Here is a 13,396-nt window from a genome sequence, read left to right on the forward strand (position 1 = left end):
AAGTAACAGCGGAGTGAAAATATACGTTCCTCGATTGTACTGGCTAGGTACCTCGTGCACGCAATGTGACGGGGCACATTGCGCGTGCGAATCATCCATGGATTCCCTTTGATCGCCAGAAAAACATCGCGCCTCGTCGGGGTGGGAACACTCCCCCCGAAAAAAGGCATGCCCTTGACGGTTTGGGTAAGGTTAGGAAGCTACCCTTCCTCACCCTCCGCGGTGTCCTTCTTCTGCCGCGGATCGATCGAGGGCAGGGTATCCTGCGCAATCGCGGGACGGTTAGTCGACGCTTCCGGTTCGCCGGTCGCCAGAACCGGGGACTCCCCGAGCGGAGCGCCGTGAACCAGCGGAAGGTTCATCGTAAAGCAGGCGCCGCGGCCCTTCTCGCCCCATGCCTCAAGCGTGCCTCCGTGCAGGCGCACATCCTCAGCCGCAATCGACAGGCCCAAGCCGGTACCGCCCAGGGTGCGCTTACGCGAGGTATCGGCACGCCAGAAACGGTTGAAGACCTGAACAGCTTCGTCCTCGGACAGGCCGATACCGTGGTCGCGCACGGCGATACCCAGGTTCGTGGCGTTCGCATCGACATACACATCAATCGGTCGGGATTCACCGTGCTCAATCGCGTTATACAGCAGGTTGCGCAGCACACGCTCAATACGCACACGGTCCATATCGACCATGATGCTCTCGTGGTTCGTGTGCACATTCAACTTCGTGTTCGTCCGCTCCAGGTGCGGCAGAGCCTCCTGCAGAATATTCGACAGCACCTGAATGAAGTCCTCGGTATCAATCGTCAGCATTGCACTACCGGCGTCGAAGCGCGAAATCTCGAGCAGGTCGGCCAGCATCGACTGGAAGCGGTCCACCTGACCGTGTAGAAGCTCCACGCTTCGCACCTGCATCGGGGTCATGTTCTCACGCGAGTCGTAAAGCAGCTCGGTGCCCAGACGCACCGTGGACAGCGGGGTGCGCAACTCGTGCGACACGTCCGAGACGAAGCGCTGCTGCAGGGTCGACAGGCGCTCCAGCTGAACAATCTTCTCCTGCAGAGAATCGGCCATACGGTTGAAGGAAATACCCAAACGCGCGGCCTGGTCCTCGCCCTTAACCGACACGCGCTGGTCCAAATCACCGGCGGCCAGACGCTCCGCCGTGATGGCGGTCTGCGTAATCGGGCGCACCACGAAGCGGGTCACGAACCACACCACGGACAGCACCACGGTCAGCAGGGCGCAGAAACCGCCGAACAGCACGAAGTTAATGTGCGCAATCGTCTCGGACGAATCGGTCATGTCGTACACGGTGAACAGACCGTAGCTAGGATTCTGCGCGATAGAAACGTGCGTACCCACGATAAGCACGGGGTAGGTGCGTTCGCGGTTATTCTCAAACGTTGTAATAGTGGAGGTCTGCCAATACACGCCGTCCCTATCGCGAACGGTGTTCTTGAAATCCGTGGGGATGCTCGACGAGTTCAGGGACTTATCGCTACTCTGCTCGGGGATAAAACCCTGCTTGCCTTGCCCCTCCAGCGGCACAAGGATCCAGCTACGTTTGCCGGATGCGCCGGCGTCCAAGACCGTCAGGGTACGGCTCACGTTACGACGAATCTCGCTGTCGCTTCGCATCTCGGAGGAATTCAGCACGCTCTGCACGTTACGGAAACCGCTAATCGACTCCTGAAGTGCCTGCGACTTCTGGTTCTCGAACAGGCTCGTTGCGATCTGGCTCGACAGGGACCAGCCCACCGCCAAGAAGCTCAGGAACATGAGCACGCCGGCGGTTGCCAATGCACGGAACTGAAGGGATTCACGCCAGAGCCTGCGCATCCGGTGCGGAATGTTTCGGCGCGACTTGCGATTCTCCCGCGCCCGAGAGGTTCGGGTACGCGAAGAGGCGGAGGCAACCGCCTCCGCCGCCAAAGCGCCGTGCTTACGGCGCGACTTCGCAACAGACAATCAGGTTATCCCTTCGCCACTGTGGTGAGAGTCGTCGTGTGTTCCCGCTTAGTTTGCGGAGGAACCAACCAATTCGGTCGGAATCTTGTATCCGACACCGCGCACTGTCTGGATAAAGCGATCCGCGCCCAGCTCATCGAACTTTGCACGCAAGCGCTGGACGTGCACGTTCACCAGAGAATCGCTCACGTCGGTGTATCCCCAGACCATGTCCAGCAGCTCCTGACGGCTCAGGGCCTGGCCGGGGTGGCGCACCAGGGCCGCCAAAAGATCGAACTCCAGCGGAGTCATCGGGACCTCGGTGTCGTGGTACTTCACCGTGCGGCCGTCCATATCCATGACGATATCGCCAATCGACACGACCAGCTGGCGGCTCTCACGCGGGCGCAGACGGGTGCGGATGCGAGCCAACAGCTCGGCGTGCTTAAACGGCTTGGCAATGTAGTCGTCGGCGCCGGCCTCCAGGCCCTTCACCACGTCTTCGGTATCGCTCTTGGCGGTCAGCATGATGATCGGCACGTTCGAGGAACGGCGAATCTGCTGACACACCTCAATACCGTTCATTCCGGGAAGCATGAGGTCCAGAAGAACCAGGTCGGGAGTGGAGCGCATAAAGGTTTCAAAAGCGCGTGCACCATTCTCGCAAAAAACGGCGTTGAACCCCTCCTGCGCGAGCACAAGACCAATCATCTCCGCCAGGGCGTCATCATCATCAACCACCAGAATGGTGTGTGCGTCGCCTACGCTCACAGTACCTCCCTAAAGAATTGCCGAAATTACTTACACTAAAATGTCATTCCTCTAATCATACCCCGCACTCGCCCAGGGCCCGGGCACACTCTGCCACTCGCGCCAGAGAAGCCGTCGCCTCCGTGAGGCTCAGCGAGGCGTAGCCTCCTGCGGGCAGGCGAGCGTCGTCGGGCATGAGGCCCACGGAACTCAGCTGACGGGCCTCCAACCCCACCTCGCGCCACAGGTTGAAAAGGCGTCGTGCCTGGTGAGGCACCATTTCCTCGGTGACGACCGGCAGCCAGATGCGGGCCCCCGCATCCACTAGCTGGGCGATAGGCTCCCAAGAGCGCGGATCGCTCAGGGGCGGCACGTGCAGCGTTCCTGCCCCCCGCGGACGGGAACGGTCGGGGTGCAGCATCAGGGCGCAGGGCAGGGCGGGGTTGGCTGCAGCCTGCATGGTTTTGAACATCTCGAGCGCGTCCAGGCTCGGGGCGGGCTTAACACTCACCTTCGGCGCGCGCAACGGCTTCACCCCGGTGCCGTCGATATTCAGGATGACCTGCAGGTTCAGGTCGGCGCACCGCTCCGTCAGGCGCCGGTACGCTTCGCGATAGACGTGTGGTTCAATTGCCGGCAGGGCACGGAAGCCGCTCACGGTGGGGATAGAGCCCTCCAGCAGGCGCTGAAATTCTGGCTCGTCAAATTGCACGGCCAGCGGCGCGGTCGGGGCTTGCAGGGCCTCCCGCAGGAGAATAAACCAGCGTTCCATACCCTCGAGGAAAGAATCCAGCAGATCGCGGCTCGCGCCGGCATCGCTCATCGCCCGTTCGCCACCGGGCAGGTACACCTGCGCGGCGAGGCTCAACGGACCGGTGAGCTGGATCTTGTAGGCGGGGCGGGGCGCCCTTTCTCCCCCAGTCTGCGTTGAGGTGCGGCGGCCCGAAGCGCGTGAGCCCACTCGGTCAGCCAGAAGATTGATATCCGAGAGCAGCCGGTCCTCGGCCAGAGCCGATTCGCGTGCACCGCGTCCGGTGCTGTGCACCATGCGCCAGCCGAAGGATGCACCGTCAAAGGCGATTCCCTCGCAGATTGCCAGGGTGCGCGCGGTCGCGGTCCCCTTCCAGCCGGTGGCCGGCAGCTGCGGCAGATAGGGCAGATGCGGCGCTCCCAGTTCTCCCTCGATGCGGGCCATCCCCTCCGCCAGGGAGGTTCCGGGGAAGGGCCCGGTGCCGCTGGCGCGCACCAGAGGACGCTCGGCGGCGAGGGCCGCGAGCTCCCGCTCGTCCAGCTCGTCGCCCTCGGGGGCACGGTACTCGCCGGGCATCAGCAGACGTTGAGGCATCGGTTCCGGCGCGGGGCCTCGCCCGCCCCGGCGAGGGCTACTCTGCATGATCGGCCGAGGCGGGGTTCTCGCCCTGCTCGGAGTCCTGCTGCTCAGCCGCGATACGAATGTGGTGACGAATCACCTCAGAAATGATGAAGTTCAGGAACTTCTCGGCGAACTCGGGGTCCAGGCTGGACTCCTTCGCCATAGCGCGCAGACGGGCAATCTGAGCTTCCTCGCGGCTGGGGTCGCCCGCCGGCAGATTGTGCTTAGCCTTGAGCAGACCCACGCGCTTCGTGGCCTGAAAGCGCTCCGCCAAAATGTGCACGAGGGCCGCATCGAAGTTGTCGATGGAGCGGCGCATCGCGAAAAGCTCCTCGTAGACCTCGGGCGCAACCTCATCGCCCATGGAGGTGGCGTGAGGGTCAAATTCGCAGGACGTGTGTTCGGCGGTCATCGGTTTCTCCTCAGATTGGTTGTGGTCTTCTGTGCGTTGCTGCTGCAGTGTGGTTGGGGCAAACCGCGAGAGTATTTACTGCTGTGCCTTATGCGCCCAGGGCTTCCTGAATATCCTCGCGGTTCAGGGAGTATGCGCGGGCAATCGTGGACTGGCCCAGCACGCGGGTGCCCTGGTAGAGCACCATGGTCTGGCCGGGAGCGACGCCCGAGAGCGGGTCCAGCAGGCGCACCACGGTCTCCAGGCGCAGCGCGTTCTCTTCTTCAGCTTCGGGGTCGGGGGCCCAGGTCAGGTACGCCTTGGCGCGCACCGGGTCGGCGTGGGCGCGCACCTGCGCGGTCACCTCAAACTCTTTACTGCGAGCGCCTGGCTGCTCCGGTTCCTGCAGGAAGCGGGCTGCCTGATCCACCGGGACTCCCGCCCAGGTGGCGCGGATGCCGCGAATCTCGTCCACGGCCAGAAGCTCGCGGGATCCGACAATCACCTCGTTCTCTTTGGGGCGCACCTCCAGCACGAAGCGGGGCTTGCCGTCGGGGGCGGGGCGGCCCAGCGCCAGGCCCTTACGCTGACCGACGGTGTAGGCCTGAGCGCCGGGGTGCTCGCCAAGCACCTGGCCGCTCGTGTCCTTGATGAGGCCCGGGCGCATCTGGATGTGCTCGCCGAGCCACGCGCGGGTGTCACCCTCGGGGATGAAGCAGATGTCGTAGGAGTCAGGCTTCTTCGCCACGGAGAAGCCGCGCTCGGCGGCCTCGGCACGCACCTGTGCCTTCGAGGGGGTATCGGCCAGGGGGAACCAGGCGTGCTTGAGCTGCTCGTGGGTGAGCACGCCGAGCACGTAGGACTGGTCCTTGGCCCAGTCGGCGGCACGGTGCAGCTCACGGTTACCGTCCTCGTTCGTGATGACGCGGGCGTAATGGCCGGTCACCACGGCGTCGAAGCCGAGGGCGACGGCGCGTTCGAGCAGGGCCGCGAACTTGATCTTCTCGTTGCAGCGCATGCAGGGGTTGGGGGTTCGCCCGGCCTCGTATTCGGCGATGAAGTCGTCCACGACGTCTTCCTTGAAGCGTTCCGAGAAGTCCCAGACGAAGAAGGGAATACCCAGCTGGGAGCAGACGCGGCGGGCGTCCATGGAGTCTTCGAGGGTGCAGCATCCGCGGGAGCCGGTGCGCAGGGTTCCGGGCATGCGCGAGAGGGCCAGGTGCACGCCCACGACCTCGTGACCCGCATCGACGGCGCGGGCCGCGGCCACGGCGGAGTCAACGCCGCCGCTCATAGCTGCCAGGATCTTCACTACGCTATTCCTCGTTTCCGTGGCCGAACCTTTCCGCGCGTTGCGCGGCGGGGTGTTCGGCCGGTCCTGTGTTGATGTCGTCTATACGCCGATGCTCTATCGGCTGCCTCGGATGCGCGGGTGCGCAGAGGCACGCGGGCCCGGGGCTGTAGCTACCTATTGTACGCAGGGCGACGCCCCGGTACCGGGCAGTGCACCCTCAGCGAACCTCCGGTTCAGGGGTGAGGTTCGGGGCTTCGGGGTGTTTTGGGCGGTTCCGGGGCGTTCTATGCGGGGATGCTTAGTGCCAGCGGGATGCGTCCGGCAGCTGAGACGACAGCCCAGCCTTGGCGGCCTGGGTGTAGGCGGCGGGCAGGGCCGCGATGAGGCGCGCAATATCCGCGCCGGTGCTCGAGTGGCCGAGGGTGAAGCGCTGGGCGCTGCGGGCAGTGTCCTCGTCCATACCCATGGCGATGAGCACGTGGGAGGGGCGAGTCACCCCGGCGTTGCAGGCCGAGCCGGTGGAGCTGCTGATGCCCTGCATGTCCAGCAGGAAGAGCAGGGTGTCACCCTCTGCGTTCTCGAAGGTGAAGTGCGCGTTGCCGGGCAGGCGCTTCTGGCCGGGGTACTCCTCGGTGAGCGGATCCTCGCCGCTCAGGTGCGCCTGCGGAATGAGCGCACTGACGGCGGCCACCAGTTCGTTGCGCAACGCGGCGATGCGGGCCGATTCCTGGGGCAGGTGCTCAACCGCGTGCACGGCGGCTTCGGCAAAGCCCGCGATGGCGGGTGCGTCGATGGTGCCGGAACGCACGGAGCGTTCCTGACCGCCGCCGTGGAGCACGGGGGTCATCTGCACGGCGCGGGTAGCAATCAGCGCACCGATGCCCATGGGGCCGCCAATCTTATGGCCGGAAATGGCGAGGGTGGTCGTGCCGCTGGCATGGAAGTCAATCGGCACAGCACCAAAGGCCTGCACGGCGTCCGAGTGCATGGGAATCCCGTACTCGGCGGCGATAGCGGCAATCTCGGGGATGGGCTGCACGGTACCCACCTCGTTATTGGCCCACATGACGGTCACGAGTGCGACGTCCTCGGGGTTCTTCTCGATGAGCTCGCGGACCGTCTGCGGGTTCACGCGGCCGCGTTCGTCCACGGGAATCCATTCAATCCGTGCGCCCTCGGCCTTTTCAAGCCACTCGCAGGTGTCTTCCACGGCGTGGTGTTCGATGGAGGAGACGAGAATTCGGGTACGCCGAGCGTCTTCCTCGCGGCGCTTCCAGTAGATGCCCTTGACGGCGAGGTTGTCCGCCTCGGTGCCGCCCGAGGTGAAAATAACCTCGGCGGGGTCGGCGCCAATGGCGCGGGCTATGCGTTCGCGGGCGTACTCGACGGTGGCTCGGGCGTCTCGGCCCAGGGCGTGCAGTGAGGAGGGGTTGCCGCCCGCGCGCATCTGTTCGACCATCGCGTCGATGGCGGAGGGAAGCACCTCGGTGGTTGCGGCGTGGTCAAGGTAGACGCGGCCGTTCTGGCGGTTGGTTTCTGCGCTCATGTGTTCCTCCTGCTGGATGCGTGGCTGTTCGCCTCGCTTATTTTATCGCGCTGCCTCTGGCCTCTTCTAGCAGCATTTGCCCGTGGGTAGGTCGGTGAGCGCTACTCAGCCGGGCTGTTCAAAGGCTACGCGGTACACTTAGGAACGTGTTCAAGATTCTTTTCTATACCCCCGAGATTCCGGGTAATACCGGTAACGCCATCCGACTGGCCGCGATTACCGGTGCCGAATTGCATCTGGTGGAGCCGCTGGGTTTCAACTTCGATAACGCCCACCTGCGCCGCGCGGGCCTGGATTACCACGACCTGGCCGTGGTGACCGTCCACAAGACCCTCGAGGACGCCTGGCGAGCCCTCGAGCCGGAGCGCGTCTTCGCGTTCACGACCACGGCCTCGACCTCCTACGCGGATATCGAGTACCGTCCCGGAGACGTCCTCATGTTCGGCCCCGAGTCGGTGGGTCTGCCCGCCGAGGTACAGCGGGACGAGCACATTACCGAACGGGTTAAGATTCCCATGAAGCCTGGCCGCCGTTCCCTCAATCTGGCTAACTCCGCATCGATTGCCGTGTTTGAGGCCTGGCGCCAGAACGGATTTGAGGGAGGCGCCATCTAGCATGGCTACCGCACACCACGATTTGCCCGAGCACATGGTTCAGCAGATTCTGAGTTCTACCCCTCCCCTGGCCGAGCAGATTCGCCGGGATCCTGAGAATAAGGAGTACACCGAGCAGGGCTGGGAGCCGGTCTATTCGGCGTCACCTAGGGCACGCATCGTGGTGATTGGTCAGGCACCGGGGCGCGCCGCGCAGGAAAGCCGCATCCCGTGGAACGACCCGAGCGGTGAGAAGCTGCGCGAGTGGATGGGCGTGACAGACGAGCAGTTCTACAACCCCGAGCTCATTTCGCTGCTGCCGATGGATTTCTACTACCCCGGTAAGGGCGCGCACGGCGATAACCCGCCGCGTAAGGATTTCGCGCCGAAGTGGCATCCGCAGCTGCTGGATCTCATGCCGGATGTGCAGCTGATTCTGCTGGTGGGCGCGTACTCCCAGAAGTACTATCTGAACGGTAAGCGCGGTCCGAAGGCCGAACGTAACCTGACCGAGACGGTACGCGCGTGGGAGTCCTACCTTCCGAAGTTCCTGCCGCTCGTGCATCCTTCGCCCCTAAACTTTAGGTGGCAGGCGAAGAACCCCTGGTTCGAGCAGGAGGTCATCCCTGCCCTGCAGAAGCGCGTAGCAGAGATTCTCAAGAACGCCTAGCCTTCCCGCAAGGCCGTTCCCGTAGCGCTAATACGACGAAGCTCCCGGCCCTCACGTCGAGGGTCGGGAGCTTCGTCTCTATTTGCTCTTCTACCCGCCCGTATTTGTCGGCTCGCATCCCCGTCGCAGAGGCGAGCGCCAAAGAGGCGGGTTAGCGCTACGAGCTGGCGCTGCCCAGGGTCACGGTGATGTCCTTGGTCGTCCCGCCGCGCTTAACCTTGAGCGTCATGTTCGAGCCGGCCGCCGCCGCACGCACCGTGCCGTTGAGCTCGTCGCTCTTCGTGATGGGGTGGCCGTCCGCCTCCACTACGATGTCGCCGGCACGCAAATCTGCCTTGGCTGCGGGGCTGCCGGAGGTCACAGAGCTAATCTCCACACCGCCGGAAATCAGCTTCGAGGAGCCGCTACCGGTGTCGGCGGGGCTGTTCTTAACGTTCGCACCCAGGTAACCGTGGGTGGCCTTGCCGTTAGCGATGATTTCGGAGGAGATACGCTTGGCGTAGTTCGAAGTAATCGAGAAGGCCATACCGTCGGCGGTACCGCCGTCCTGGCTGGCCTGGCCCTGCGCGTTAATGCCGACCAGTTCTCCCTTGAGGTTGACGAGCGGGCCGCCGGAGTTACCGTGGTTGATGGGGGCGTCAGTCTGAACCATGGGGATGTAATTCTGGCCCTTCTCATCGGCAGGCTGCACGCGGTTCGCGTTCGACACAACGCCGGAGGTGACCGTGTCGGTACGGCTGTAGGGTGCACCGAGGGCCACCACGACCTCGCCCGAGACCAGCTTCGAAGAATCTCCCCAGGTGATGGGCTGCAGGTCAAGTCCGGAAGAGTTAATCTTCAGGACGGCCAGATCGGAGGCTTCATCGCGCCCCACGATCTTGGCGGTGCGCACCGTACCGTCGTTCAGACGCACCTCAACGACGGAGGCTTCCCTGTTAGAGAAAACCACCACGTGGTTGTTCGTCAGGATGTGTCCTTCCTTGTCCAGAATGACGCCGCTGCCGCCGCCGGCAGTGCTCGACCCGTCAGATGCCACGATGCTAACGGTCGAGGGAAGAACCTTCTTCGCGGTCTCGGCGACGCCGGTGACAGTCGACGAGTTGCTGATATTGGAGCTCACCGATCCACGAGAGGAGCTCGAAGAGGAAGAACCGGCCGAGGCGGTGAAGGACCCGACGCCGGCGCCCACGCCGCCACCCACGAGGGCTGCGAGCACGGCCGCGGTGAGAACAACTCCGCCGCCGTAACGCTTGCTCTTCTCCGGGGCGGGGGAAGCTACCGTAGCGGTCGCACGATACCCGTAGCCGTTCTGAGGGTACGCCTGCGAGTAGCCGTTTTGGGAGGCCTGGTACCCGGCCTGCTGATAACCCTGGTAATTGGGTTGCCCGTTTACGCTCTGCAGAGGCCGTGTCGCGTCGGAGAGGCCGTCGTTGCCGCCCTGAGACCATCCGGTGTTCTGAGTCATGGGTTTGTTCTCCTTGAAGTCTACCCGTGCGTCGTTCGGGCGCACTATCTCTATCTACTGTAGAGGGTCTTTTGTGCCGTTCGATGCTTTTTCACTGTCGCTCAGCGTAGAGTTCCCTGGGAATTTTCTGAGTGTCGGCTTTCCCCGCGCTACCCGCGAAGTGCCCGCAAATGAGAATCTAGCGAACGGCAATCTACACAGCGGTGCCAGCCTCCACGCACAGCTGAAGCACAGAGAAGACCCGTAGCGTGGAGGGCAGATGATAAACGAAGGAGGAACTCCAGTGATTGCAACCATAATCTTTTGCGCCATATTGGTTTGCTCAATCGGCATCGGTGCCGGTGTGGTGGCCTGCTGCTCAGGCATGGTGTACCGCCGCCAGCAGGAGGAACAACTCCACGAGCGACACCAGAGCGCGGCCATCTCTAGATAGCGTTGGCCAAGACGACGGATAAGACTCTACCGTCGAACGAGTTTTCCGGTACGGGAGTTGAGAGACCCGTAACGGATGGGGGTGTATCCCCGAAAGTGTCCTTCGGCTCGGGTGAGGCCGAACCGGGACATATGTGTTAAGTGATGAGTGATGAGGATGCGGTCCCCACCCCGAATACGGGTGGGGCCGCTTCTTTGTTTGGGCTCGTACCTGCGTTAGCTCCGCGTCCCGGGCTCACCCGCTCCGCAGGATGGCTCGGGTATCGACTCTTAGTATGCGGCGGATTCACACGCTCCCGAGCACGGCGGGGCATGCTGGGCTATCGTAAAGACATGAGTACTTCCTGCGCCGCGTTCGCTCTTCTCGCCACGCTACCTTCGCTATCGGTGGCGGGCCCTGCACCCCTGTACACCCTCCTCGGGGGCGTACTCGCTATCACCCTTGTCGTTCTGCTGGTTAGCCTCCGTGCCCAGAAACGGCGGGGCAAAAACGACGCGCAGCAGAATCAGCGGGTGTCGCCTCCGTACAGCCCGTACCCGACGAGCACACCGCAGGCACCTCCCCATGCTCCGGGACAACCCCAGCACGGGTACCCTCCGCATGTTCAGCCTCCGCAGGCGCAGAACCAGCAGGGTCAGCCCGTCCGGGGTGCCGTCAGCTATCCGCAGCAGTACCTGCCGAATCCGCAGCCCTCGAGTGCCCCGCAGGGTACCGCCCCGGCTAACGACGCACAGCAGAACCGTGTTGAGAGCACCGCAGCGAAGCAGGGGGTGCCCTCCCCGCTCGCTCCCCTGCAGGTGGAAAACCCCGCGGGCGCTCAAGATGCCGGTGTGCGCGAAGAATCCCGGTCGGAGGAGGCCGCCGTTCGGCAGGAGGCCACTCTCCCGAACGGAACGGCTCAGCAGGAAGAAACTACGCAGAAGGACGAGGCCGACCAGCCCAAGCCTGCGCCTTCCGACCCTTTCTCTTTGAGCACCAACTTTAAGCTCATTCCCCCTCTAGAGAACGCGCAACGTAGCCGCTACCCCATGGTGCTTTCTGTCAGTAAATCAGAGGATGAGGTCTTTGCGCTGCCGTCGATTAGCGGTGTGCCGCAGCACCTGCTGGTCGGTACGCAGCAGAATCATGTTCCGCTGAACCAGCGTCAGCGCTGGGAACAGGTCAGTATCCTGGAGAACTACCTCATGCGTGCGGTCATGAACCTGCAGACGCTGGAGCGTGCGCAGGTGTCCCCGCTTCACAGTTTCAAGGAGACTGCCCAGGCTGACCGCGCGGTGCTTGCCACAGAGCTGGAAGAGACCATCCGAAAGTCTCGGCTGAAGCTGAGCGGGGCGCTGGAGTTCTATACGTCCCTGCCCCGTCTGGCGGAGGCCCCGGGCTCTTTCGCTTTTGCCCGCGACCACGCGCTCTCCCTGAGCGCCACCGTCATTGAAATGACGGAGCGGTGCTTTGAGCGTACCTTCCGGTGGCGCCTGCTGGAGGATAGCCTCCCGGATTCTTTGAGCGACCGTCTCTACGCGGTGCGTTATCTGCGTGAGAGCGCCCAGAAGCTGGCGGCTTTTGTGGAGCTGAGCGAATTTGACCGCGCCATGCAGCTTGCCGAGACCTGGAAGAAGACTGTTCGTAAGGATTCGAAGATCGATGAGGCCAAGGTCTGGAATGAGATGACCGAAGTCGCCTTTGACGTTCTGCCCGAGTTGCGAGAGCGGGCGTTGAAGGGCGTGCAGTCTACGTTGGAGTTTAGCGAGCTTTTCTACCGCACTGGCGAGGACGGTGTGCACCGTATGCTCCGCCCAGAGCAGCTGAGCGAGTTTGAGCTCAAGGGCGTGCAGTCCACGCTGGAAGAGCGCCTGGAGAAGGTGCGTCTTGAGCTTCAGGATGCGGAGTTCTGCGCCGCGGTCTTGGGCCTGCAGACGAACGCCGTCATTGAGTTCCTGGAGGAGCTTCTGCAGGTTGAGCGGGACGGCGTTCTGACCGAGATTGTGACCGATTTGCGGACGCTGGCTCGTGAATCGCCCGACCTTGCCGAGCAGCCTATCCAGACGTTGACGTTCAGCCGCGAACAGTACGCCCCGGATGGGGAGGATCTTCCGACCATTGGCGAGCGCATCCGTTCCCTCTCGAGTGTTCCCGAGGTTCTGGCGTTCGTGCACTACGAGGGACCGGTGCTTCTGACAGGCGTCTCGGATCCGTATAAGGCGTTTTCCGGGGAAGGCTCCTTCGAGGGTCTGCTTTCGGAGGAGAAGAGACTATCGTCCATGCCGCTGTCGGTGTTGCGCACCCAGTCGCGGCTTCTGCAGCAGGTGCTTCGCCTGCAGAATCTGCGTTTGAAGCTCGCGTGGGTGAGTAGCTGTAGCGGCTACATGCCCTTGAGCCTGGTTGAACGGTATTACGTCGGCCCCTCTGCCGGGGATGAGGATTTGAAGGAGCTGACCGAAAATATTGAGGCGCTCGCCGAGCTTCTGGACGCCCGTTCTAACTCCCAGGTGTATAAGGGCCGTGGCGTGCCGACTACGCCCTTTTTGTGGTCGCAGATGCGGAAGCAGGCAGATTGCAGTTCTAGGTTGCTGAATACCGTGCAGTTCTTAGGCTGGATGTTCGCCTCGTCTTCGCGGGTTAAGGTAGTGAACGGCATAGCACAGAGCATCCACGATGTTGATGCCGCTGAGGTAGTGGAGCACCTGATGAGCAACCTGAAGATTGCGCGTCGGCGCTAACTGGCTACATAACCGGTGGGCCGGGGTCTGGCGTGAGGCTGGACCCCGGCTTTCCTGTATAACCCTGGGAAGACGGTAAGCGGGTGGCAAACAACCGCACAATATTGTGGTCTTATTCGCTGAAGGCTTCGTATCATCAGGCCTTGGCCGCGGGGCAAGCTGCCGGGCTGTTAGCTGGGTCGGTTGCTGGGCCGCGGTTACACTAATAGTGTGACCGGTGTT

Annotated in this window: 10 protein-coding genes; 3 read left to right on the forward strand and 7 right to left on the reverse strand. The window is 63.0% G+C overall.

The window, feature by feature from the left end; genetic code table 11:
- Positions 1–200: 200 nt before the first annotated feature.
- The 6 genes from mtrB to HMPREF2944_RS08690 form a co-directional block, all read right to left on the reverse strand.
- Positions 201–1,964: an MtrAB system histidine kinase MtrB gene (mtrB, locus tag HMPREF2944_RS08665; RefSeq protein ID WP_070682437.1), complete on the reverse strand. Its 1,764-nt coding sequence runs from the start codon at positions 1,962–1,964 to the stop codon at positions 201–203.
- Between the two features lie 48 nt (positions 1,965–2,012).
- Entirely contained in the window at positions 2,013–2,714 is a 702-nt protein-coding gene (mtrA, locus tag HMPREF2944_RS08670) for an MtrAB system response regulator MtrA (RefSeq protein ID WP_080974956.1), read from the reverse strand.
- A gap of 55 nt (positions 2,715–2,769) precedes the next feature.
- Positions 2,770–4,038 carry a methionine synthase gene (locus HMPREF2944_RS08675; RefSeq protein WP_070682438.1) on the reverse strand — a complete coding sequence of 423 codons (1,269 nt, stop codon included), beginning with the start codon at positions 4,036–4,038 and terminating at the stop codon, positions 2,770–2,772.
- A 37-nt stretch (positions 4,039–4,075) separates the two neighbouring features.
- Positions 4,076–4,477, reverse strand: a complete 402-nt coding sequence (locus HMPREF2944_RS08680; protein ID WP_049343966.1) for a chorismate mutase — start codon at positions 4,475–4,477, stop codon at positions 4,076–4,078.
- Between the two features lie 88 nt (positions 4,478–4,565).
- A complete protein-coding gene (gene mnmA / locus HMPREF2944_RS08685) occupies positions 4,566–5,768 on the reverse strand; it encodes a tRNA 2-thiouridine(34) synthase MnmA (RefSeq protein ID WP_070682441.1) in 1,203 nt (400 codons plus the stop codon).
- Between the two features lie 280 nt (positions 5,769–6,048).
- The gene (locus HMPREF2944_RS08690; RefSeq protein WP_070483808.1) at positions 6,049–7,296 is read right to left on the reverse strand and encodes a cysteine desulfurase family protein; all 1,248 of its coding nucleotides are present in this window, start codon (positions 7,294–7,296) and stop codon (positions 6,049–6,051) included.
- A gap of 146 nt (positions 7,297–7,442) precedes the next feature.
- Between HMPREF2944_RS08690 and HMPREF2944_RS08695 the strand changes: the two genes are divergently transcribed.
- Together HMPREF2944_RS08695 and HMPREF2944_RS08700 are read left to right on the forward strand one after the other, a co-directional pair.
- A complete protein-coding gene (locus tag HMPREF2944_RS08695; RefSeq protein ID WP_049333350.1) occupies positions 7,443–7,910 on the forward strand; it encodes a tRNA (cytidine(34)-2'-O)-methyltransferase in 468 nt (155 codons plus the stop codon).
- Between the two features lies 1 nt (position 7,911).
- Positions 7,912–8,559, forward strand: a complete 648-nt coding sequence (locus HMPREF2944_RS08700; RefSeq protein WP_049333351.1) for a uracil-DNA glycosylase family protein — start codon at positions 7,912–7,914, stop codon at positions 8,557–8,559.
- Between the two features lie 157 nt (positions 8,560–8,716).
- On the opposite strand, the gene HMPREF2944_RS08705 is transcribed toward HMPREF2944_RS08700, so the two are convergent.
- Complete coding sequence (locus tag HMPREF2944_RS08705) at positions 8,717–10,024, reverse strand: S1C family serine protease (protein WP_070682443.1); 1,308 nt, start codon at positions 10,022–10,024, stop codon at positions 8,717–8,719.
- Between the two features lie 945 nt (positions 10,025–10,969).
- Here HMPREF2944_RS08705 and HMPREF2944_RS08710 point away from each other — a divergent pair.
- The gene (locus HMPREF2944_RS08710) at positions 10,970–13,174 is read left to right on the forward strand and encodes a non-ribosomal peptide synthetase subunit (protein ID WP_246826301.1); all 2,205 of its coding nucleotides are present in this window, start codon (positions 10,970–10,972) and stop codon (positions 13,172–13,174) included.
- The last annotated feature ends 222 nt before the right edge of the window (positions 13,175–13,396 follow it).

It is taken from the genome of Rothia sp. HMSC072E10 (genome assembly GCF_001813965.1).
Lineage (GTDB): Bacteria > Actinomycetota > Actinomycetes > Actinomycetales > Micrococcaceae > Rothia > Rothia mucilaginosa_A.

Bases quoted from the DNA above. Each gene is read 5' to 3' on its own strand.
- HMPREF2944_RS08705 (WP_070682443.1), bottom strand. From the start codon at position 10,024: ATGACTCAGAACACCGGATGGTCTCAGGGCGGCAACGACGGCCTCTCC.
- HMPREF2944_RS08680 (WP_049343966.1), bottom strand. From the start codon at position 4,477: ATGACCGCCGAACACACGTCCTGCGAATTTGACCCTCACGCCACCTCC.
- HMPREF2944_RS08690 (WP_070483808.1), bottom strand. From the start codon at position 7,296: ATGAGCGCAGAAACCAACCGCCAGAACGGCCGCGTCTACCTTGACCAC.
- HMPREF2944_RS08675 (WP_070682438.1), bottom strand. From the start codon at position 4,038: ATGCCTCAACGTCTGCTGATGCCCGGCGAGTACCGTGCCCCCGAGGGC.
- HMPREF2944_RS08700 (WP_049333351.1), top strand. From the start codon at position 7,912: ATGGCTACCGCACACCACGATTTGCCCGAGCACATGGTTCAGCAGATT.